The organism is Paenibacillus sp. J22P277 (genome assembly GCF_059383675.1).
Genome location: NZ_JBXENS010000003.1, coordinates 842,766 through 864,274, shown reverse-complemented (window position 1 = coordinate 864,274; position 21,509 = coordinate 842,766). Strand labels below are relative to the sequence as shown.

Genomic DNA, 21,509 nt, shown 5'->3' with positions numbered 1-21,509 from the left:
AGCCGACCAAGGAGGAAACGGAAATGAAAGCAATCGGAACGACGATGCTGGCAACCGCGTTGATCGCGCTGTCCTTGACGGCATGCGGCGGCAATGCCGCGAACGAAGGCAACGCCGGAAACGGAGGCGGCGTCGGCAATGGCGGCAACGCCGCGACCGGCGGGAATGCAGGGACGGTCCAGGATGAAAGCCCGGCTGACGGCAACGCGGGAGGCACGGACGCGAGTGCCGGAGGGGATTCTTCGGCCGGTAGCCGGAAGACCATCGTCTTCGCGGCGTTCTGGCCGAGCGACGAGTACGAGCAGGCGGCGAAGGACTACGAAGCGTCCCATCCGAACGTCACGATCAAGCTGCAGTACGGACTGAGCAAGCCTTACGAAGACGACGGCGGGAACGGGGAGCAGACGGATGCCGACATCGAGAAGTTCACGACCGCCACGAACGCGGCCATGCTGGCCGGCGAAGGTCCGGACGTGCTCGATTTGCGGTATCTGTCCGCGGACGATTACGAGCGGCATCATTTACTCGAGGACTTGGGGGCGAGAATGGACGGGGACGGCAAGTTCAGCAAGTCCGATTATTTCGCCAACGTTCTCGAGAGCGGAAGGAACGGGAGCAGCCAGTTCGGCATCCCGCTGACCTTCTCCTTAAGCGGCATGGTCGGCGACGAAGCCGCGCTCGCCGCGACCGGCGTGAAGTTCGACGATCGCACTTGGACGTGGGACGATTTCATGCAGACGGGACGGGCGCTCGTCGGGGCGAAAGGCAAATACGACGCGGCCGTAGTCAGCGGAGAAGGCTTTCAAGTAGGCGGCACCGATTATTTCGCGCGCAGCGTGGTGGCCGACAATTACAGCCGGTTCGTGGACGAAACAAACGGCAAGGCAAGCTTCGATTCGCCCGCGTTCACCGACCTGCTCCAGCAGATCAAGGGCATGTTCGACGATGGCGTCGTCAGCACCGCCGCCCGGGGTTACTTCATTAACGTCTCGATTATTTCTCCGGAGGACTACTTGACGAGCCTGAAAAATTTCGGCGAGAATACCGCGTTTTACGTGAAGCCGCATGCGGACGGGGAGGCAGCGGGCGCATCCTTCGAACCGGGCTCGGAAATCGGCATCAACGCCGGCTCCAAAGCCAAGGACGCGGCCTGGGATTTCCTGAAATACATGATGGACCATACGTCGATCGGCCTTCCGATCAACAAGGCGCGATTCGCGGACGCTGTTCAATCACTGAAGAAGCAGGGCACGATCACGCCTCCCGCGATCGGCTCGCAGCCCGCCAAACCGTTCAAGGTCGATGGCGCGCAGCTCGACCGGCTCGAAGGCTTCGCGGACGCCGCCGCCCGCAAGAGAAACGACGGCGGCAAGGTGCTGGACATCGTCGCGCAGAACGCGCCTGCTTTCTTCGCCGGCCAGAAATCCGCGGAGGACGTCGCCAAGCTGATCCAGAACAAAGCGACGACGCTTCTGCATGAGTAGCGGCATGCGGCTTCGGACGCTGCGTCCGCTCCGCAGGGACGGCTTCAAGGCGCTTTGGTTTCTCGCGCCGAGCCTGATCGGGTTCGCGGTCTTTTATTTTATCCCGTTCCTGCTCGGCATCTACGAATCCTTGACGGACGGCGCGCTGGGCGGCAAGTTCGTCGGCTTGGCCAACTACATGGAGCTGTTTCGCAGCGGCTCCTTCCGCAAGGCGGCCTCCAATACGATGCTCTTCACCGGCATCGGGGTTCCGCTGCTCATCGCGTTGTCGCTGCTGCTCGCCATGCTGTTGAACCGGCCGCTCTTCATGCGCAACTGGCTGCGGACGTCGATCATGATGCCGCTCGTGGTGCCCGTCGCGTCCATCGTCATGGTGTGGCAGATCTTCTTCGATTGGAACGGAACGCTGAACGCTTGGCTGCATCACTTTCATCTGGAGCGGATCGACTGGATGCAATCGAACTGGTCGATGAGCATTATCGTGGTCATGTACATCTGGAAAAACATCGGCTATAACATGATTCTGTTCCTGGCCGGCCTCCAATCGATCCCGAGGGATTATTACGAAACGGCCGCCATCGAGGGAGCCGGACGGCTGCACCAGTTCCGCCATATCACGATGGTGTATTTGACGCCGACGATGTTCTTCGTCGTGCTGATCTCGATCATTAATTCGTTCAAGGTGTTCCGGGAGACGTACCTGCTCGCCGGGGACTATCCGTACGACAGGCTGTACATGATGCAGCACTACATGAACAACATGTTCTTCACGCTCGATATCCAGAAGCTGACGGCCGCCGCCACGATCATGGTCGGCTGCATCGTGCTCCTGGTGTCGGGACTGCTCGGCGTCGAACGCCGGTTCCGGGATAACGTGGAGTAGCGGGGGGTTAACATGAAGAAAATATCCTGGCTTCCACGGCTGATCCTGTCGTTCGTGATCGGCGCGGTCGCCGTCGCCATGCTGATCCCGATCCTGCTGACGTTCACGAATTCGCTGATGACGGAGGAGGAGATCGGCCGCAATTACGACCTGCTCGGGAAGATGGTCGATGCCGCGGCGGGCGGCAAGGACGCGTTCGTTAATTTGAAGATCCTTCCGGATTGGCTGTCGTTCAAGCAATACGCGCAAGTGCTGGTGCTGAGCCCGAAGTTTCTCAGCATGTTCTGGAATTCGGCCGCGCTCGTCGTGCCGATCGTCGTCGGGCAGACGATCGTCGCTTCGCTGGCCGCCTACGCCTTCGCCAAGCTGCGGTTCTTCGGGCGGGACAAGCTGTTCCTGGTCTATCTGATGACCATGCTCATGCCGTTCCAGGTCACGCTCGTGCCGAACTATCTCGTCATCGACAAGCTCGGGCTCATGAATCATGCATCCGCGATCATCCTGCCGGGCATCTTCGGCGCGTTCGGGGTGTTCATGATGCGGCAGTTCATGTCGCATATTCCCTACGCGTATTCCGAAGCCGCCAAGATCGACGGAGCGGGGCAATGGACGATATTCGCGCGCATCATGCTGCCGCTGGCCAAGCCGGGATTGGCGGCATTGACCGTCCTCTTGTTCGTCGATTACTGGAATATGATCGAGCAGCCGCTCATTTTCCTGCAGGATGCGGCGAAGCAGCCGTTATCGCTTTACTTGGCGCAGATCAATCAATCGGCGCGGGGCATCGGCTTCGCCGCTTCCGCGCTGTACATGGCCCCGATGGTGCTGCTGTTCCTTTACGCGGAGTCCTACTTCGTCGAAGGCATTCAACAATCGGGCATCAAAGGATAACTCAGGAGTGATCGTCATGGAAGAACAGACGTCCCGATCCAGAAAACGCAAGATCCGGCTCGTCGCGGGCGCGTTCCTCGTGCTGCTGGCCGGATGCACGCTGGCCGGCAATTCGCTCCGGGCGTTAACGTTGCCGAAGGTCTACACGGCGGTTCCGTCCGCGGGCACGCTCGCGCATGACTTCGAAGGCAGCGCCGCCATACAGCCGGGGGAGACGAGGAATCTTGCGAATCCGGCGGGCTGGAAAGTCGCGAAGGTGCTCGTCAAGCAAGGCGACCAAGTGCACGCAGGCCAGCCGCTCGTGCAATACGACGACGCGGATGCCAATCTGGAGCTGGCCGATCAGCAGGCGGCCTTAAAGAAGCTTAATCTGTCGATGCATCAGCTGGAGACCGATTATATCGAGGCCGCAGGCGGGGACAGCGCTTCGGCCAAGGTGGCCGCGGCCAACGCGATCGAGACGGCCAAGCTCGACATCGCGAGCCAGCAGGAGCATATCCAGCACCTGCAGAAGACCATTGCAGAGAGCAGGCAGATCGCGGCGCCGTTCGATGGCGTCGTCACGGCGGTGAACGCGGCGGCTGGCCTCGATTCGGGAGGATTGCCGGACGTGATCTTGTCCAACGCGGCCAAGGGGTACCAGCTCCAGCTTCTCGTGCCGGGCGACACGGCGGCCTTGCTCCACATCGGCGATACGCTGGATCAAATCACGCTGCCGGAGGCGGATGACCGGACGCTCGCGGGCACGATATCGGCGATCGAGGAGGTCTCGGCGGTCGGCGCGGATCCGGCAATCGGCGACGAGACCGGCTCCGACGCGGCGGTCGGCTCGTCGTACAAGCTGACCGTCGGGTTCAAGGACGGCAGCCTTCGGGGAGGCGAGCGGGCGGAGGTGAAGCTGTCCGAGACCGGCGGCGACCAGCTGATCCTCGTACCGAACGAGGCTATCCACAAGAATGCCGAGGGAACGTACGTCTTCACGCTGAGAGCCGACGAAGGACCGCTCGGCAATGCCTATTACGCCGTCGAAACGCCGGTAAAAGCAGTCGACTCGAACGAATACGTGACGGCGGTCAGCGAAGGGCTGTTCGAGCAGCAGGAGATCATCGTCAACAGCAGCGACTTTATTATGGATGGCGTACGCGTCCGGCGGTAAGACGTCGGGCGCCTGTCATCGCCTGACCTGCCGAGGCTCCCAATACCGCCCTTGTTCGCTTTGGAGAAATTTGTTGAATAAGAGTTGACTTCGTACTTTCATTCGTGGTATATTAATTCTCGCCGCTTCTGAGAAGAAGGAAGCGACATCTGCCGGATGTGCGGTCGTGGCGGAATTGGCAGACGCGCTAGATTCAGGTTCTAGTGGTGTAACAGCCGTGGAGGTTCGAGTCCTCTCGACCGCACCAACCATACAAACTCAAGAAGTCCCGCTGATGCAGGGCTTCTTTTTTATGTTCGCCTGACGGCTGCGTTCGTCATGCCGCGGCTTCGTCCGTCGGGAGGATTCGCTCGTTAATTCCGCCGGTCGGCCGCCGGGCTTTTCGCACCGCGATTGACTATCCTTGTCGAAAGCAGTAATAATAGGCCATAGGCAATTCGACATTAGGGAGACGGGAATGAGCGCCGTGGCTTTCCTGAGAAGATTATCCATCCGTTCGCAATTGTTCATTCTGGCGGCGTGCACGATTATCGTGATCCTGGTCGTCGTCATGCATACGTACGCGATGATGTCCGGCATGATTACCCGCAGCCACGAGGAATACGTCAAGCAGACCGTCTCGGAGATCAAGAAGAACGTCGCCTCCAATCACGATGTCATTTATCGGATCATGCAAGACATCTCGTATAATCAGGACGTGCAGGACTACCTCGTCGAGACGGACAAGCTCGTCCGGTACGACAAGTTCACGAAGCTGAACAAGTACATGAGCGGCCAGAAAGAGCTGAAGGAAGGCATCGAGGACATCATCATCTCGGGCAACAACGGCACCTGGATCGATCTCTACGGAGGCAACCGGTACGTGATCCCGCTCCGCAAGCAGCTGGCGAACAGCAAGGTGAACGGCTATTACGCGGGGATGCTGCAGTTCGACCCGAAGCTGTACGGACCCGACAAGAAGCTGGTCTTCGCGACTTCGATCACCTACAGCCAGCAGGGAGAGCTGTTCAACCGCAACATCGGCACGGCGTTCTTTATCGTCGACGCCGCCGCGGTCGTCAGCGAACAGGATTATACGTCGCAGGAAACCGGCACGCAGATTTATTTGCTGGACCGTTCGAACCAGGTTATCGCCAGCAATTCGTCCGTGCAAACTGGAAGCGATTTCAAAGGGATTCAGTATGGCTCGACGAATGCCAGCAACCGGATCATCGAATGGAAGAACCGCAGCTACGTGGTCGAAACGGAGGCCTTGCCCGATATCGACGGCACGATCCTGAGCATGGTGCCGGAGAACGAGCTGCTGCGGGATTTGCTCGATATCCGCAGGCAGGAGCTGATCATACTCGGCATCGCGCTGCTGGTGCTGGCCGTTCCGTTCATGTTCATCATCAACAACATCCTGCGTCCGCTCAAGCGGTTGATCTTCTTCATCACGACGATCAGGCGCGGGGACCTGCTCAAATTCAAGAAGCGGATCGCCTTGCACGGCTATATGGAGATCAGCATCGTGGCGACCGAGCTGAACAGCATGCTCGACGAGATCGACCGGCTGACGCTGAGCCTGCTGGATACGAATACGCGGCTGTACGGCATCGAACTGGAGAAGAAGAAATCGGAGCTGGCGTTCTTGCGCAGCCAGATCAACCCGCATTTTCTCTACAATACGCTGGAAGCGATTACGGGCATTGCCGTCGTGGAAGGACAGGACCGCATCAAGACGATGACCCGCTCGCTGTCGAGCATCTTCCGTTACAGCATCAAAGGCTCGAGCGAGGTGCCGCTGAGCGAGGAGATCCGGATGATCGAGTCGTACGTCCGGATTCAGCAGATCCGGTTCGCGGACCGCTTCTCCGTCCATTACGAGCTGTCGGACGAAGCGCTTGCTTACCGCGTCCCGAAGATGATCCTGCAGCCGCTCGTGGAGAACGCCGTCTATCATGGCTTCGAGCCGACGCTGCGGCAGGGCGAGCTGTGGATCAGAGGGCGCGTCGACGCCGAAGGCACGCTCGTCGTGCGGATCGAGGACAACGGCATGGGCATCTCGTTCGAGGTGCTCGAGGAGCTGCAGCGGACGATCAAGGCGCCGGTATCGGGCTTGCAGGAGCCGGGCGAGCAGAAGAGCATCGGGCTCGTCAACGTGCATAACCGGATTCAATTGATGTTCGGCGCGGGCAGCGGATTGCGGATCGAAAGCAAGGCGGATAGGGGAACGACGATCGAGATGACGATTCACGGAAGGAGCGAGCAGGATGCATAGGGCATTGATCGTCGATGACGAGAGCTGGGTCGTGGAAAGCCTGAAGGACTTGGTCGACTGGGAGCGCCATGGCTTCGAGATCGTCGGCCAGGCGTACAACGGAGCGGATGCGCTGGCGTCGATGAGGGAGCTGAAGCCGGATGTCGTCTTTACCGACATTCGAATGCCGGAGATGAGCGGGCTCGAATTGATTCAACGGGGGCGGAATCCGGAGCATCCCATCCTCTTCGTCGTCGTCAGCGGCTATGCCGAATTCGCATATGCGCAGAAGGCGATCTCGTACGGCGCGATCGCTTACTGCCTGAAGCCGTTCGACGAAATGGAAATAGCCGGCGTGCTGCTCAAGCTGGACAAAATGCTCGCCGCGGCCAAGCCCGCGCCGGCGTCGTCGCTGCTGCATTTCCTGGAAGAGCCCGGCGAGGGCAGCAGGATGAAGCTGTTGGAAGAGCTGGGCCGCGCCGGCTTCGGCGATTGGACCGCCGACGGCATCGTGCCCGTCGTCGCGGTAGGTCCGGGCGACCTGCATGCGAAGGGACCGTGCGTACGATTGAAAACCGGCGCCTCGAAGTCCGTGTACCTGCTTCGCGCCGCGGAGGCGAGCACGCTCGAGGCGGAGTGGCGGGAGCGTTTCCCGCCGGGCTTGTCCGGCATCGGCATCGCCTGCGCGATCAAGGAGCTCGGCGAGGTCCGGACCGGGATCGATGCCGCGGACGCGCTCGCGCATCAGTTCTTCGTAACGCGCGATTGCGGCGTATATGCGGCCCAGGCTTTCCGGCAGGAGGAGCTGAACCGCTGCTTGGCGGACATGAGCGAGGCGATCTCCGCCAAGTCCGGACCGGCGATCCAGCGGGCGTTCAAAGGAATCGCGGAGCTGTTCGGCAGCCGCGCGCTCTCGATCCGCCATGCGTTCCAGGTATACAACATGACGGTCTCGTTCCTGTTCAAGCTGGGGCAGACGGAGGAGACCCTGTACAGCTACGAGCAGTTGATCCGGTCGTACCGCGACGCGTTCGACATGCTGGCCGTCCTGGAGGCGCTTGTCGCCCGGAACATGAGTCCCGCCGAGCCGCCGCTTTCGATCGAGACGAAGAACCGCAATTTCAACAGCATCCTGCAGTACGTCACGCAGCATTTCCGCCAGGAGCTGTCGCTGCAGGGCTTGTCGGAGCAGTTCTACATGAATCCGAGCTATATCAGCCAGCTCTTCCGGAAGGAAGTCGGCGAGACGCTGACGGGCTATATCGCCAGGCTGCGGATCCAGCATGCCCAGGAGCTGCTGAACGGCGACGACGACACGATTCAGGAGATCGCCGAGAAGATCGGCTACCAGGACTATTTTTATTTTACGCGGCTGTTCAAGAAGATGACGGGCAAAACGCCGACGCAATACCGCGGCGAACGGCCGTGAAAGCGCAGACAATGGATTCATTTTAGCTTTCCTATGGACTATTTTTAGAAAACCTTCCGCTGAAGGTTTTCTATTTTTATGTTCGGGCGCGAGAAGCGGTTACATTCGATAAATCCCGTGCATACCCGAAGCTCGCGGATGGGGGGATAATGGAAGCATATTGTTGGTAACGCTTACGAGGGGGTGCATCATGGGAAAAACCTTAGGGAAGGATCTGTTCAAACACCGCTATTTATACTTGCTTCTCCTTCCTACCGTGCTTTTTTACGTCTTGTTCCAGTATGTGCCGATGTACGGCGTCCTGCTGGCGTTCAAGGAATTCAAGTACCACGGGGGCATTCTGAGCGGGCCGTGGGTCGGAATGGACAATTTCAAGGATCTGGTGGCGCAAAGCGACTTCTGGCGCGCGTTCTGGAACACGCTCTACATCAGCTGCGGACGGCTGGCGTTCGAATTTCCGATCGCGATCATCCTGGCGCTGCTCATCAACGAAGTGGCGCGGGAGAAAATGAAGAAGTTTTACCAAACCGTGTATACGTTTCCGCATTTCATCTCCTGGGTCATCATCAGCGGCATCATGTTCAATTTCCTCGGCAACGCCGGCGTCTTGAACCAAATCATCGCCTCGCTGGGCTTTCATAAGGTGACGTTCCTGACCGATCCCGGGCTCTTCCGGGCGATCGTGTTCATCTCGAATATTTGGAAGGAAGTCGGCTGGAGCGCGATCATCTATTTGGCGGCGATCGCCGGCATCAACCCGGAACTGTACGAAGCCGCTTACGTCGACGGCGCGGGCCGCTTCCAGCAGCTGAAATCGGTTACCTGGCCTTCGATTCGCGGCACGGCGGCGATCATGCTCATCCTGGCCGTCGGCAACGCGATGAACGGCGGCTTCGATCAGATCTTCAATCTGTACAATCCGGGCGTCTATTCGACCGGCGATATCATCGATACGTACACCTACCGGTCGGCGTTCTCGGACGGTCTCGGCTTCGGCGTGACGACGGCGGTCGGATTGTTCAAAGCCGTGCTGAATTTCTCGCTGCTGTATCTGGCCAACTTCATCGTAAAACGCCTAGGCGGGGAGGGACTCGTATAATGCAAAGCGCTGCGAAAACAGCAAGCGCGCCGATCCGGCAAACGTCGGGGCGGCGCCGCAAGATTCATGCCGCGGACGCGGTCATCCACGCCGTTCTCATCGTGTTGACGCTGGCGACATTGCTGCCGTTCTATAACGTCGTGCTGATGTCGTTCAGCAACACGGTGGCGGTATCGAAGCAAATGGTCTATCTGATTCCGACCGTGTTCGATTTCTCGGCGTACACGTACATCATCCACGAGCCCCGTTTCTTGAAAGCGCTGCTGGTCACGATCTTCGTCACGGGGGTCGGGACCGCGGTCAATATGCTCGTCACGGTGACCGGCTCTTACGTGCTGTCGAAGACCGGCTTTCCGGGGAGGAAGATCGTCATGGGGGGCATCGTCTTCACGATGTTTTTCAACGGCGGACTGATTCCGTTCTACCTGACGATGAAGAATTTCCACCTGATCAACAATTTGTTCGTCATGGTGCTTCCGGTCGCCGTCAACACCTTTTATCTGATCATCTGCATCGCGTTCTTCCGCACGCTTCCGGTAGCCTTGGAGGAGTCGGCCAAGATTGACGGCGCCAACGATCTTCAAGTATTGTATAAGGTTGTCATTCCCATCTCCATGCCGATGATCGCCACGATCACGCTGTTCTACGCGGTGGACCGCTGGAACGAATGGTGGTACGGGGTCCTGTTCATGACCAATGTCAACCTGCTGCCGCTGCAAGCGCTGCTGAGAGAGCTGCTGACCAACTACGCGCAGGTGCTCTCGAGCATCACGACCAGCGTCAGCGTGCAGAATAGCGACCTGCAGCCGGAAATGCTCAAGATGGCGGTACTCGTCGTCAGCACGCTGCCGATCGCCTGCCTGTACCCGTTCCTGCAAAAATATTTTTCCAAAGGCGTTATGATCGGTTCCATCAAGGGATAGTAAGAGCGACAAGCTTTTATTATAAAATCATATCAGACAAGGGGATAATCGAAGATGAACAGAGCAAAACGGATTGGCTTGAACAGTCTCCTCGCAGCGGCGCTCATCGTTGTCGTATCCGGTTGCGGCAGCTCGAACGACGCGGGCAATACCGCGAACGACGGCGCGAACAATGCGCCGGCGGCGGATAACGGCGCAGGAAACAGCGCGGCAGCGAACACGCCGGCAGCAACGGATGATCCATACAAGGATCATCTGGATATTTCCCTCTCCTGGTGGGGCATCGGCGTCGGTTTCCAGCAGCACGACGAGCTGGTTCAGAAGATCGAGAAGGATTTCAACGTCACGCTGAAGCCCGTCGACATCGGCTGGGACAATTACAAAGAGAAAAACCAAGTATGGTCCGCGGCGGGCCAGCTGCCCGACATCATCACCAACAGCATCGTGAACGACAACCCGGCGACGTATAATCAATGGGTTTCGCAAGGACTCGTACATGCGCTTCCCGAAGATCTGAGCGCTTACCCGAACCTGGATAAGGTGGCCAAGGCGCCGGACGTGCAGGGCGTATACCGCGACGGCAAGCTGTACGCCATCCCGCGGATGACGTACCCGAATACGGACATGTGGGCCGTTGACCGCGCCATTTACGTACGCAAGGACTGGATGGATAAGCTCGGCTTGCAGGATCCGAAAAGCTTCGACGAATTCGACGCGATGATGAAAGCGTTCGCAGATAAAGATCCGGACGGCAACGGCAAGAACGATACGACGGGCATCGCCATGAATACGCTCGGTTATTTTAAAGGGGTCTTCATGCCGACCTTCCCGCAGTTCGACAACTCCAGCTGGGTGCAGGAAGACGGCAAATGGATCCCGTATTATGCCTCCAAGCAAATGGACCAAGTCATGGTTCAAGCCCGTCAGCTGTACACGGACGGCGGACTGGATCCGGACTTCGCGGTCGAGAAGGCCGGCGAAGCGAACCAGAAGTTCTATCAAGGCAAAGCCGGCGCGCTGGCGTTCGCGTCCAATTCCGTCAGCGGCTCCAATGGCGTCAAGGCGGAGTGGGAGAAGGCGAACCCAGGCAAAAACTTCTTCGATAACGTGAAAATTCTTCATCTGTGGCCGGCGGCGGACGGCACGATCTATCGTCACACGACGCAGTCGTTCTGGTCCGAGACGATGATCAACGCGGAAGTGGACGACGCGAAAATGTCCCGTATCCTCAGCATTTACGACTGGCTGCTGTCGCCGGAAGCCAAGGAGATGTTCGACTACGGCATCGAAGGCAAGGATTACACGAAGGACGCGAGCGGCGCGATCACGATTACCCGTCCGAAGGAAGGCGATGCCTACGTCGCCCTGAATAAAGAATATCCGTCGTTTGACATCGTCGCGCAGCTGGCAGCTTGGCGCAATGCAAGCACGCTGGAGGACAACGCGGCTAACCGTGCCGCATATGGCGACAATGTCGTCGAGTTCATTCAGAACGAGCTGAAATGGCAGATGGACAATGCCAAGCCCATCCCGACGGCTTTCGATATCTTCTCGATGTCCACGCCGGCGAAGGATAAGCTGTCAACGATCAACTTCGACGAGGACTTCACCCGCATCGTGCTCGGCAAAGACGATCCGGTGAAAATGCTGCACGACGCCCAAAAAGGCTATGACGGCAAAGGATTGCAGGACGCCATCGCCGAAGTAACGGCGGAAATGGCGAAACTGGGCAAATAACACAAGAAAGGGGAAAGGCTCTGCGCGGTCTTCGGGCGGAGCCTTTTTCTTTTTTTTGTCCAAGGATCGGCATGGGCCGGAGAGAATCGGGAGGGGACGGATTCGAATGACAAACAAAGCTCACGCAAGCGGCAACGCGGAATGGAAAGCACAAGCGTCGCACGACGGCATACGCGGCGATTATTACGATTGGACGGCAACGCGGCAGCCGTACCTGCATGCCTACGAACGGACGCTCGTGACCAAAATGTTTCTGGCCGAGCCGGACGGCAAGGGCGGCTCGAACGTCAAGCTGAACTTCGAGCAGGCGCTGGCGCGGGGCGGGAACCGTTCATTTGGATGCATTTTTCCCGCGCGCAAGCCCGTATCACGGCATCTCGCTGGAGACCGAGACGGCCGCGATGCGAAAGCTGTACCGGTACTGGCGTTCGCGGGGGATCGACGTGACGAGCGAGCAATTCGCGCGATTCCGTTCCGATCCGTTCATCGGCCTGCAGCCGATGGCCTAGTGGAACGACCTCGACGCGGTTACGCAGTTTCGAGCGCCGGCGTCGCTTGCTTGCGGCGGCATGCCTTTCGAGCCGAACGATGCGGAGCTCGGCTTCGCGTTCGGACAAAGCATGCAGGGCGTGGCCTTGTTCGGCTTGGAGGACCCCGAGGACTTCGAGGCGCGGTTCGTGCGCGAGTTCTGCTTGACGACGTTGCAATCCGTCTATCTGAGCGGTTTCGGCAAACTGTCGTACGAAGACGGGATTGCAGCGTACGAGGACGGACTGAAAGTCGACGCGCTCCGGCGACCGGTCGTTCATCGGGGCCGCCCGCTGCAGGAAGGGGACGATGTTCTGCTGCCGGCCGGATGGCTGCCTCATAAGGAGCTGATCGCGTTCAGCGGCGGCGGCTCCTTCGGCAAGCAGTGGACGCTGCCGCCGGATTGGAACGGCGCGAAGCAGGCGAACGTCCTGCGCATCACGGCGGCAGGTCTGGTGCCCCTCGTGACCGGCTTGCCCGTCGCGGACGGCACGGTGCGTCTTACGCTCCAAGCCGGTCAAGCGGTAGCGGTGCAAGCGGCGGAATAATCGGCTGCCGCGCGCGAGGTCCGCGTGCGAAAGCATAATTTCTTCCCGCCGTATTGAAGCGGGAACGGATTCGTTGTATGGTAGGTTAAGCGCTTAACCTATCGCTTTGCGCAATAGTCGACAGGAGACAGCAGACAGGAGGATGACAATGAATACCGATCATCATGTATCGGATGCGGCCGTCCGCATCCTGTTAACGGATTACGGCGCGGAGCCCGGCTCGGGGCGCGATGCGCTGCCCGCCATGCGCCGCGCGATCGAAGCGGCTGCGCGGACGGCTGGGCCGGTCGTGCTGGACTGCCCGCGGGGGCGTTACGATTTCTACCCGGACGAGGCTGCGCGGGAGAAGTACTATATTACCAATACCGCCAGCGAAGAAGAAAACCCCGACGTGACGAAGACGATCGCCATCCTGCTGAAGGACGCGGCGCAGCTGACGCTTGAAGGAAACGGATCGCTGTTCCTGATCCACGGGCGAATGACGATGCTCGCGCTGGACGGCTGCGACGATATCGAGATCCGCAATCTGCATCTGGATTATTCGCTTCCGACGGTGGCGGAAATGACGATCTCGGCAAGCGGCGGCGATTGGTTCGATGCCGAGGTGCACGCCGATTCCCGTTACGAGCTGCAGGACGGCAAAGTATACTGGATCGGCGACGGCTGGCGCTTCAACGCGGGGCCGATGCAGGCATTCGACCCGGCCCGGAACAGAACCTGGCGGATCGATAATTTGGGCGAGCAGGCCGCTCGGGTCGAGGAGCTTGCCCCGAACCGTCTCCGCTTCTTCTTTGACGCCGGGACGCCGCTTCAACCCGTAGGCCGGGTGCTGCAGGTGCGCGACGGCATTCGCGATCAGGTAGGCGCGTTTATTTACAAAAGCCGCAACGTTCGCTTGCTCAAGTCCGGCATTCATTTCATGCACGGCCTGGGCATCGTCTGCCAGTACAGCGAGCATCTTCGCTTCGCGGAGCTGGACCTGTCGCCGCGCCCCGAGACGGGACGGACGGTGACGGCGTTCGCGGATTTCATCCATCTATCCGGCTGCCGCGGCAGGGTCGAGATCGAAGACAGCCGGTTCATCGGCGGTCATGACGACGCGGTCAACGCGCACGGCACGTATCTGCAGATCGCGGAGGCGGCGACGGCCAATCAAGTGCGATTGCGGTTCATGCATCCGCAGACGTACGGCTTCGAGGCGTTTTTTCCCGGCGACGAGGTGGCGTTCGTGAGGAGCGCATCGCTGAGGGCGTACGGTACGGGTACGGTGCGCGCCGCCGAGGCGATCAGCCCGCGGGAATTACTGCTTACGCTGGAGGAAGATTTGCCGCCCGGCGCAACGGCGGGCGATGCGGTCGAGAACGTGACCTGGACGCCGGAGCTGCACGTGCGGCGCAACTATTTCGCGCGTATCTCGACGCGCGGCGTTCTGGCGTCGACCCGCCGGAAGATCGTCATCGAGGATAACGTCTTCGACGGCATGACGATGAGCGGCGTGTTCGTGTGCGACGAAGCGGAGAACTGGTTCGAATCCGGTCCGGTACGCGATATGACGATACGCCGCAACCGGTTTCTCGCATGCGGAAGCGCCGATCATCCCGTCGTCTATATCGCGCCGGAGAACCGCGAGGTCGACTCCGGCATGCCGGTGCACAGCGGGATCGCGATCGAAGACAACGTGATCGAGACGTCCTTGGCCGCGGCGCTGGACGCGAAGAGCGTCCGGGGAATTCGCTTCGCCAACAATACGATCGTGCCGGCATCCCCGGAGGGTCGCGCCGCCAACGATTCATCCGGCGAAGATGCGCCGACGGCCGGCAGCATCATTCGGCTGACCGCATGCAGCGAGGCCGAGATCGCCGGCAATCGCATCGACGCGGCAGGAACGCCGGCCGGCGTCGTCTCGATTGATCGAATGCCGCCGGGCGAGCTGCGCTTGGATGCGGGACAGGGGCTGCGCCTGGAAGCGTAAGCGAACGGCCTTCTTGGATGAAAGGGAACGCCGGCACGACGATGAAACGAACGAGGGCATTACGCGAGGAGGCAGCAAGCCTATGAATCAAGCAGCATCGACGAAGCTGCAATACGGGGCGCCGGCGCGCGCCTGGACCGAAGCGCTGCCCGTCGGCAACGGCCGGATCGGCGCCATGGTCTTCGGCGGCGTCGAGAAGGAGCGGATCGCGCTGAACGAGGACACGCTCTGGTCCGGCCATCCTCGGGATTGGAACAATCCGCGGTCGAAGGAGCTTCTGCCGGCCGTGCGGGAATTGATCGCGCAAGGGAAGTACCGCGAAGCGGACCTGATGTGCCGGGACATGATGGGCCCGCACAGCCAGGCGTACCTGCCGCTCGGGGACCTGACGCTGCGCTTCGGGCACGGGGACGTTTACCGGGACTATGTCCGGGAGCTCGACGTGGCGAACGCCTTGTCGGCGGTCGAATACACGATCGGCAACGTAGCATACAAGCGGGAAATCTTCGCCTCCCATCCGCACGGAACGCTGATCGTGCGGCTTGAATCGAGCGTGCCGGGCGCGCTGGACGTGCACGCCCGGCTGGAGAGTCCGCTGCGCAGCCGCACGGCGGCATCCGGAACGCGGTTCGTCCTGCGGGGAATCGCCCCGGAGATCGCGATTCCGAGCTATGACGGCAGCAGCAGCCGGCCGCTCGTCTACGGCGACGAAGCCGCCACGGAAGCGCTGCGCTTCGAAAGCCATCTGCATGCCGTGCTGGAAGACGGCAGCCTGACGGCGGACGGCGACGGGCTTTATGTCGCCGGCAGCACGAGCGTGACGTTCTACGTGAGCGCGGCGACCAGCTTCAACGGCTTCGACAAGCTGCCGGGGAGCCATGGCCGGGATGCCGCCAAGGCGGCGTCGGCAGCGCTCGACAAGGCGATTGCTATGTCGTACGAGGCAGCCAAGAGCGTCCATACAGCCGATTACCGTTCCTTTTTCGATCGGGTCGAACTCGATCTGGGTCCATCGAAGGCTCCGGCCGGGTTGCCCACGGATCGGCGGATCGCGGAATACGGCGCGAAGGATCCGGCGCTCGTGGAGCTGTTGTTCAATTACGGCCGCTACCTGCTGATCGCCAGCTCCCGCCCAGGCACGCAGCCGGCGAATTTGCAGGGCATCTGGAACGAGTCGACGCGGCCGCCGTGGAGCAGCAATTATACGATCAACATCAATACGGAGATGAACTATTGGCCGGCCGAAACGACGAATCTGGCGGAGCTGCACGAGCCGCTGCTGGATTTCATCGGCAGCCTCGCGGTCAACGGGGCGGAGACGGCCCGCGTCAATTACGGCGCGCGCGGCTGGACGGCGCATCACAACTCCGATATTTGGGCGCTGACCTCGCCGGTCGGCGATTACGGCGCAGGCGATCCCATCTGGGTCACGTGGCCGATGGGCGGCGTATGGCTGACGCAGCATCTGTGGGAGCATTTCGCCTTCGGCGGCGATGTCGTCTATTTGCGCGAACGCGCGTATCCGGTCATGAAGGAAGCGGCGCTGTTCTGCCTGGATTGGCTGTTCGAGGACGCGGAAGGCCGTCTCGTGACGGCCCCGTCGACCTCGCCCGAGCATAAATTCCGCGCCGGCGACGGCTTGGCCGCCGTCAGCATGGCGTCGACGATGGATCTCGCGCTCATCGCCGAGCTGTTCGCCAATTGCATCGAAGCGGCGGGCCGCCTGGAGACGGACGAGGCGTTCGCCGCGGAGCTGGCTGGATCGCTCGAGCGCCTGCTGCCGATGGGGATCGGCAAGCACGGCCAGCTGCGGGAGTGGTTCCGGGACTTCGAGGAAGAGGACGTCCACCATCGCCATCCGTCGCATCTGTTCGGCGTTTACCCCGGCCGCCGCTTGACGGAGCGGACGACGCCCGAGCTGTTCGCGGCCGCGAGACGGTCGCTCGAGCGCAGGGGCGACGACGGCACGGGCTGGAGCCTCGGCTGGAAGATCGGACTGTGGGCGCATTTCGGGGAAGGCAACCGTTCGCTGAAGCTCATCTCGAATTTGCTGCAGCTCGTCGGCGAGAACGAGCCGCCCGATTCCGAGAAGGGCGGCGTGTACGCCAACCTGTTCGACGCGCACCCGCCGTTCCAGATCGACGGCAATTTCGCCGCCACGGCCGGCATCGCCGAGATGCTGCTGCAATCGGACCAGGATTGCCTGGACCTGCTGCCCGCGCTGCCGGACGATTGGCGGGAGGGCTCCGTCAGAGGGCTGCGGGCGCGCGGCGGGTTCGAGATCGGCATTCGCTGGCGCGAAGGCAAGCTCGCGGAAGCGTCGATCGTTCCGCTGCGCGACGGCCGCTGCGTGCTGCGCGCCCGCGATGAAGTCGAGGTCGTCAATGTCGGCCGAAGCGTAGCGATAGCGGCCGGGCAAGCGGAATGCATCGCGTTCGACGTCAAGGCCGGCGAGACGTATCTAGTGCGGCCGGGCGGATAACCCGCGCCGCGTTACAACATGAAGAGAAGGAGCTAAAACGAACATGAGCGAAAAAAAATTAATTCTTTTCCTCGATAGCGGGGATACCATCGTCGACGAATCGACGGAAATCCGGGACGAAGAGGGGATCGTCGTCAGCGCGGACCTCATTCCCGGGGCGGCCGACATGGTCAAGACGCTTCATGAGCGGGGGTACACGCTGGCGCTCGTCGCCGACGGGGATGCGCAGTCGTTCAAGAACGTGTACAAGCAGCATGGACTCTACGATTATTTCGCCACGATGATTTACTCGGAGACGATCAAGGCCTTCAAGCCGAGCCCGCGCATGTTCCGCGCGGCGGCGGGCGCGCTCGAGCTGAGCGAAGCGGATTTCGGCCGGATCGCCATGGTCGGCAACAACCTGAGCCGCGACGTCAAAGGCGCCAACGCGCTCGGCATCGCCAGCGTCTTCCTGAGCTGGACGACGCGTTATCCGCACGAGCCGGCCGACGACAGCGAACGTCCGGTCCATGTCATCCGCGAGCCCCTGGAGCTGCTGGAATTGGCCGAGCGATTGGAAGCGGGATTACGGGAAACGGAATCCGCATAAAACGCGGATTTCGGCCATTCGCCAAAATTGAATAGCAACTCGTCCACACCAGAGCATTTCCGTTTTCATAGAATGGAAATATCTGATAGGGAAGGAGTTGAACTTCTACTATGGCACAATTAATCAACTACAACGTCAGCGTACCGGCTGTCGCTACGAACCAAGTCGCGATTACTGCTCCGCTCACGCCGAACAAAATCATCCTCGCGGAGCTTGGCATCTACGTTCTCCCGCAATACGCCAACAACAACCGCGTGCAGCTGATCGCTTCCTTCGGCGCGCAAGGCGTGGCCAGCTTGCCGTCTCTGCTGTTCCGCGTATTCCGCGGAACGCAAGAAATCTATTATGGCTTGCATGGGTTGGAATCCGGCTTCGAGCATTACGGCCTGATCACGTTCCAAGTCATCGACATCAACGTTGCTGCAGGCGCGCACGGCTATTCCGTTTACGTCGAAAACCTGACAGCAGGCACGACGGGCCAAATCATCGGCCCTATGAACCTCAGCGCAGCCGTATTCGCGGTCTGATCTCTTCCTTTCATCGGTCGCAAAAAAGACGAGCATTCACTTGCTCGTCTTTTTGCTTATACATAATTTTTCCTCTTTCCACAAACAATGTACGTGATGCGGCAGAAAGAGGGCGAATGAACATGAACAGGAAACGCAGAAAGAAGATCGGAAACGCGGCGGCTGCCGCCGCTTTGTGCCTGACCTTATTTCCACTATCGGGACGGGCATTGAACGCGGCTCCGGAAGGCAAGCCGACATCGGTTCAAGGCCATCGCCAAGTCGCCATCGTCATCGACGATTTCGGCAACGGCATGACGGGCACGCCGGAAATGATGGCGCTGCCCGTCAAATTCACGACGGCCATCATGCCGTTCATGCCAACGACGAAGCAGGACGCGGAGCTCGCGCACAAGCTGGGCGACGACGTCATCGTGCATATGCCGATGGAGCCGGTCAGAGGCAAGCCGGAGTGGCTCGGGCCCGGGGCCATCACGACGGCGATGAGCGATGCCGAGATCCGCAAACGGGTGGAGGCGGCGATCGCGGACGTGCCGTATGCCGTCGGGATGAACAATCACATGGGTTCCAAGGCGACGGCGGACGAACGGGTCATGCGCGTCGTGCTGACCGTCGTGAAGGAGAAAGGGCTGTTCTTCCTGGACAGCCGGACCACGTACAAGACGGTGCTGCCCAAGCTGACGGCCGAGCTGGGCGTCCCGCTCTTGTCCAATCAAGTGTTCCTGGACGACGTGTATTCGGCAAGCCATATCACGAAGCAGCTTGGCGTGCTCCGCGAATACTTGAAGGACAACGACAGCTGCGTCACGATCGGGCATGTCGGGCCGCCGGGCAAATTGACCGCCGCCGTGCTGAAGAACGCCATTCCCCGGATGCAAGCCGACACGCAGTTCGTGAAATTGTCCGACATGGTCGTGCCTTCAGCGGAGAAGGATATAATTCCGCACCCCTGAGGCGATAGCGGCCGCGATTTCCTCCTGCTTGCGGGGGTCGGTCAGCATGGCGCGGTCGCGTTCGTGGCTGATGAAGCCCATTTCCACGATGACGGCGGGCTGCTTCACGACATTGAGCAGGTAGAAGGGCTTGCCGACGCGAGGAAGGCCGCGCGTGTTCTGCCTGCGGTTCAGCGCGTCTTGAATGCAAAAGGCAAGCAGCGCGCTTTCGCCTTCGTTCTGATGCAGCACGAGCGGTCCGTATTCCGTCCGGTCGGGAGCCCAGTTCACGTGAATGCTGACGAGGATCTGCGTGTTGATTTCCTTGGTCAGCTGGCTGCGCTGGGACAAGTCGCGGCGATGCCGCGACGCGGACGGATTCCACCGGTTGTCGTCGCTCAGCGCGTAATCGCCGCTGCGGTTCATGATGGCGCGTACTCCGCCGGTCTGCAGCATGGCGTACAATTTCGTGGCGACGGCGAGATTGATGTCCTTCTCCAAAATATCTTCATGATGCGCCCCGCCGTCGATGCCCCCGTGGCCCACGTCGATGAGCACCTGGGCGGTCGGCAGCGCGCGGCTGTAATCCGTCGGGAGCTGGCTGTCCAGCAGCGATTGCGCGGACGGGGCGGATTCCTCATCGATCGGATCGGCTCCGCGCGAATAAGACGCGTTCGCCAAGCCGCCGCCATGCAACAGGATAACGCCCGCGCACAACGACGCGGCCAAGCGAAACGAAAGATGCTTCATGCGGCGATCGCGCATCGTCATCCCTCCTCCATTTCCAAAATGATTATCCTTAGCGTGGCACAGACCAAGGGAACTCATGCATGTTTGAAAGAAATGATTCGCGGGGACACTGTAAATAACGGAGTTCCGTACCGATCATTTGAAGAAGAGGAGTGTTCGAAGCATGGAGAAGACCGAGGACTACATCAAATTCATGACCGGCAAAGTAGTGGATTATATGGAGACGCCGCAGGAACAGCGCAAAGAAAACCGCAAAAAAGCCAAAGCCGCTAAAGAGCCTTGGCTGACGCGATGGTTCGGCCTGGGCGGCTTCGCGCTCGCCCAGTGGATCAAATCCCGCGACTGACGGTCGATCCGGTTACTTGTAAAAATGCCCCTCCCGGTTCAACGCATCGATCGGAATATACCGCGTGCCGGGGAAGCTTTGCTCGAAAGCCACGTACAATCGGCCGTCGTTCCAGTCGTGATAGCCGACCGCGGGCAGCACGTACAGCACGGTGGATTTAAACAGTTCGGCGGTATAGCGGACTTGGGTCAGCTTGTCCAGCATGCCGGTTAAGCCTTTCAGCTGCTCCGCCGATAGCGGGGCGTTGGTCAGCCAAGGCAGGCGTTCGAACGGATCGAAGGTCCGATTCGTCTTGGCCGCCGTGAGTTTGCTGAGCTCCGGAGAGCCGGCCGAACCGGGCGCTGCCGGCCGTTTCGTCTGCTCGAGCCAAGCCTGCTCGTCGATCGGCAGCGCTTCGCCCGTCCAAGCGTCCAAATAATACGTTTCTCCGCTCGCGGCCGTCCATTTCCAGGCGGCCAGCATCGGAGAGAAGTAAAGCCGTTCCAGTCGGAGCGGCTTTTTGGCGATTTCTCCGTATCCGCCGATTAAGCCCTGGCGGATCAGCGCGTTGTACATCGTATCGGGATCGAAGGCCGGATGCCGGCCGACGCCGTATTCGCCAAGCTGATAGCCGCCTTCCGGCGTGGCGTTCACGATCATGTAGCCGACCGGTTTGCCGGCGCGCGCGAACGTGACGAGCCAGCCGTGCGTGCCCGGTCCGAGCGGCGAGATGGAGCGGGACGCGCCGTTCCATGCATTGAAAGCCGGCTGCTTTGACAAGGCGTCCGTCCAAGTGCGGACATGCCGCTGCAGCGGCGTATCGGCGGATTGGGCGGCTTCCGGCACGGATGCCGCAGCCGTGCGCATCGGCGCGCTCACGATCAGCATGACCGACAAAGCGGCAAGAATCGCGGTCCATTTTCTCATAAACGGCATCACCTGCTGTTTCTGTAGAATAGGGTGACGAAGGGCTGACAGCACCAGACACTTTCAATTGTAGCGCAGCGCGCGCGGG

General features: G+C 60.3%; 19 protein-coding genes and 1 tRNA gene. 18 read left to right on the top strand and 2 right to left on the bottom strand.

The features are described 5' to 3' along the window. Positions 1–23: 23 nt before the first annotated feature. From AC50YL_RS12875 to AC50YL_RS12795, 17 genes are all read left to right on the top strand, one after another. Positions 24–1,484, top strand: coding sequence for an ABC transporter substrate-binding protein (locus AC50YL_RS12875; RefSeq protein WP_494832394.1), 1,461 nt, complete (start codon positions 24–26; stop codon positions 1,482–1,484). Beyond that, on the top strand, positions 1,477–2,367 hold the full coding sequence (locus AC50YL_RS12870; protein ID WP_494832393.1) for a carbohydrate ABC transporter permease: 891 nt from the start codon (positions 1,477–1,479) through the stop codon (positions 2,365–2,367). Before AC50YL_RS12875 ends, AC50YL_RS12870 begins: the two co-directional genes overlap by 8 nt. Before the next feature lie 12 nt (positions 2,368–2,379). Next, a complete protein-coding gene (locus AC50YL_RS12865; protein WP_494832392.1) occupies positions 2,380–3,258 on the top strand; it encodes a carbohydrate ABC transporter permease in 879 nt (292 codons plus the stop codon). Between the two features lie 16 nt (positions 3,259–3,274). Further along, positions 3,275–4,414: an efflux RND transporter periplasmic adaptor subunit gene (locus AC50YL_RS12860; protein WP_494832391.1), complete on the top strand. Its 1,140-nt coding sequence runs from the start codon at positions 3,275–3,277 to the stop codon at positions 4,412–4,414. Positions 4,415–4,574: 160 nt separating this feature from the next. Next, positions 4,575–4,661: transfer RNA gene (locus AC50YL_RS12855), tRNA-Leu, on the top strand. Between the two features lie 210 nt (positions 4,662–4,871). Beyond that, complete coding sequence (locus AC50YL_RS12850; RefSeq protein WP_494832390.1) at positions 4,872–6,674, top strand: sensor histidine kinase; 1,803 nt, start codon at positions 4,872–4,874, stop codon at positions 6,672–6,674. Beyond that, positions 6,667–8,082 carry a response regulator gene (locus AC50YL_RS12845; RefSeq protein WP_494832389.1) on the top strand — a complete coding sequence of 472 codons (1,416 nt, stop codon included), beginning with the start codon at positions 6,667–6,669 and terminating at the stop codon, positions 8,080–8,082. Before AC50YL_RS12850 ends, AC50YL_RS12845 begins: the two co-directional genes overlap by 8 nt. A 190-nt stretch (positions 8,083–8,272) precedes the next feature. Further along, positions 8,273–9,181: an ABC transporter permease gene (locus tag AC50YL_RS12840; RefSeq protein WP_494832388.1), complete on the top strand. Its 909-nt coding sequence runs from the start codon at positions 8,273–8,275 to the stop codon at positions 9,179–9,181. Continuing rightward, the gene (locus AC50YL_RS12835) at positions 9,181–10,104 is read left to right on the top strand and encodes a carbohydrate ABC transporter permease (RefSeq protein ID WP_494832387.1); all 924 of its coding nucleotides are present in this window, start codon (positions 9,181–9,183) and stop codon (positions 10,102–10,104) included. The genes AC50YL_RS12840 and AC50YL_RS12835 overlap by 1 nt, the downstream gene beginning before the upstream one ends. A 54-nt stretch (positions 10,105–10,158) precedes the next feature. Continuing rightward, positions 10,159–11,841 (top strand): type 2 periplasmic-binding domain-containing protein, encoded by a 1,683-nt coding sequence (locus tag AC50YL_RS12830; protein WP_494832385.1) that lies wholly within the window; start codon positions 10,159–10,161, stop codon positions 11,839–11,841. A 335-nt stretch (positions 11,842–12,176) separates the two neighbouring features. Next, complete coding sequence (locus tag AC50YL_RS12825) at positions 12,177–12,350, top strand: hypothetical protein (RefSeq protein ID WP_494832383.1); 174 nt, start codon at positions 12,177–12,179, stop codon at positions 12,348–12,350. A 60-nt stretch (positions 12,351–12,410) separates the two neighbouring features. Then, positions 12,411–12,917, top strand: coding sequence for a hypothetical protein (locus AC50YL_RS12820; protein ID WP_494832381.1), 507 nt, complete (start codon positions 12,411–12,413; stop codon positions 12,915–12,917). 148 nt (positions 12,918–13,065) lie between these two features. Then, a complete protein-coding gene (locus AC50YL_RS12815; protein ID WP_494832379.1) occupies positions 13,066–14,889 on the top strand; it encodes a right-handed parallel beta-helix repeat-containing protein in 1,824 nt (607 codons plus the stop codon). Between the two features lie 82 nt (positions 14,890–14,971). Continuing rightward, the gene (locus AC50YL_RS12810; RefSeq protein ID WP_494832378.1) at positions 14,972–17,371 is read left to right on the top strand and encodes a glycoside hydrolase family 95 protein; all 2,400 of its coding nucleotides are present in this window, start codon (positions 14,972–14,974) and stop codon (positions 17,369–17,371) included. Positions 17,372–17,414: 43 nt separating this feature from the next. Further along, positions 17,415–17,960: an HAD family hydrolase gene (locus AC50YL_RS12805; RefSeq protein ID WP_494832376.1), complete on the top strand. Its 546-nt coding sequence runs from the start codon at positions 17,415–17,417 to the stop codon at positions 17,958–17,960. Between the two features lie 110 nt (positions 17,961–18,070). Next, on the top strand, positions 18,071–18,487 hold the full coding sequence (locus AC50YL_RS12800; protein WP_494832374.1) for an exosporium protein C: 417 nt from the start codon (positions 18,071–18,073) through the stop codon (positions 18,485–18,487). Between the two features lie 116 nt (positions 18,488–18,603). Further along, positions 18,604–19,440, top strand: coding sequence for a divergent polysaccharide deacetylase family protein (locus AC50YL_RS12795; RefSeq protein WP_494832373.1), 837 nt, complete (start codon positions 18,604–18,606; stop codon positions 19,438–19,440). Here AC50YL_RS12795 and AC50YL_RS12790 read toward each other — a convergent pair. Then, on the bottom strand, positions 19,408–20,184 hold the full coding sequence (locus tag AC50YL_RS12790) for an N-acetylmuramoyl-L-alanine amidase family protein (protein WP_494832371.1): 777 nt from the start codon (positions 20,182–20,184) through the stop codon (positions 19,408–19,410). The two genes, AC50YL_RS12795 and AC50YL_RS12790, sit on opposite strands and share 33 nt — an antisense overlap. 148 nt (positions 20,185–20,332) lie before the next feature. Between AC50YL_RS12790 and AC50YL_RS12785 the strand changes: the two genes are divergently transcribed. Further along, positions 20,333–20,515: a YqzE family protein gene (locus AC50YL_RS12785; protein WP_161745108.1), complete on the top strand. Its 183-nt coding sequence runs from the start codon at positions 20,333–20,335 to the stop codon at positions 20,513–20,515. Positions 20,516–20,527: 12 nt separating this feature from the next. Here AC50YL_RS12785 and AC50YL_RS12780 read toward each other — a convergent pair whose 3' ends face one another. After that, entirely contained in the window at positions 20,528–21,421 is an 894-nt protein-coding gene (locus AC50YL_RS12780) for a hypothetical protein (RefSeq protein WP_494832369.1), read from the bottom strand. Positions 21,422–21,509 lie beyond the last annotated feature (88 nt).

Bases quoted from the DNA above. Each gene is read 5' to 3' on its own strand.
- AC50YL_RS12875 (WP_494832394.1), top strand. From the start codon at position 24: ATGAAAGCAATCGGAACGACGATGCTGGCAACCGCGTTGATCGCGCTG.
- AC50YL_RS12785 (WP_161745108.1), top strand. From the start codon at position 20,333: ATGGAGAAGACCGAGGACTACATCAAATTCATGACCGGCAAAGTAGTG.
- AC50YL_RS12830 (WP_494832385.1), top strand. From the start codon at position 10,159: ATGAACAGAGCAAAACGGATTGGCTTGAACAGTCTCCTCGCAGCGGCG.
- AC50YL_RS12850 (WP_494832390.1), top strand. From the start codon at position 4,872: ATGAGCGCCGTGGCTTTCCTGAGAAGATTATCCATCCGTTCGCAATTG.
- AC50YL_RS12815 (WP_494832379.1), top strand. From the start codon at position 13,066: ATGAATACCGATCATCATGTATCGGATGCGGCCGTCCGCATCCTGTTA.
- AC50YL_RS12805 (WP_494832376.1), top strand. From the start codon at position 17,415: ATGAGCGAAAAAAAATTAATTCTTTTCCTCGATAGCGGGGATACCATC.
- AC50YL_RS12865 (WP_494832392.1), top strand. From the start codon at position 2,380: ATGAAGAAAATATCCTGGCTTCCACGGCTGATCCTGTCGTTCGTGATC.
- AC50YL_RS12845 (WP_494832389.1), top strand. From the start codon at position 6,667: ATGCATAGGGCATTGATCGTCGATGACGAGAGCTGGGTCGTGGAAAGC.
- AC50YL_RS12820 (WP_494832381.1), top strand. From the start codon at position 12,411: ATGCCTTTCGAGCCGAACGATGCGGAGCTCGGCTTCGCGTTCGGACAA.
- AC50YL_RS12860 (WP_494832391.1), top strand. From the start codon at position 3,275: ATGGAAGAACAGACGTCCCGATCCAGAAAACGCAAGATCCGGCTCGTC.
- AC50YL_RS12780 (WP_494832369.1), bottom strand. From the start codon at position 21,421: ATGAGAAAATGGACCGCGATTCTTGCCGCTTTGTCGGTCATGCTGATC.
- AC50YL_RS12800 (WP_494832374.1), top strand. From the start codon at position 18,071: ATGGCACAATTAATCAACTACAACGTCAGCGTACCGGCTGTCGCTACG.
- AC50YL_RS12840 (WP_494832388.1), top strand. From the start codon at position 8,273: ATGGGAAAAACCTTAGGGAAGGATCTGTTCAAACACCGCTATTTATAC.
- AC50YL_RS12795 (WP_494832373.1), top strand. From the start codon at position 18,604: ATGAACATGAACAGGAAACGCAGAAAGAAGATCGGAAACGCGGCGGCT.
- AC50YL_RS12870 (WP_494832393.1), top strand. From the start codon at position 1,477: ATGAGTAGCGGCATGCGGCTTCGGACGCTGCGTCCGCTCCGCAGGGAC.
- AC50YL_RS12835 (WP_494832387.1), top strand. From the start codon at position 9,181: ATGCAAAGCGCTGCGAAAACAGCAAGCGCGCCGATCCGGCAAACGTCG.
- AC50YL_RS12790 (WP_494832371.1), bottom strand. From the start codon at position 20,184: ATGCGCGATCGCCGCATGAAGCATCTTTCGTTTCGCTTGGCCGCGTCG.
- AC50YL_RS12810 (WP_494832378.1), top strand. From the start codon at position 14,972: ATGAATCAAGCAGCATCGACGAAGCTGCAATACGGGGCGCCGGCGCGC.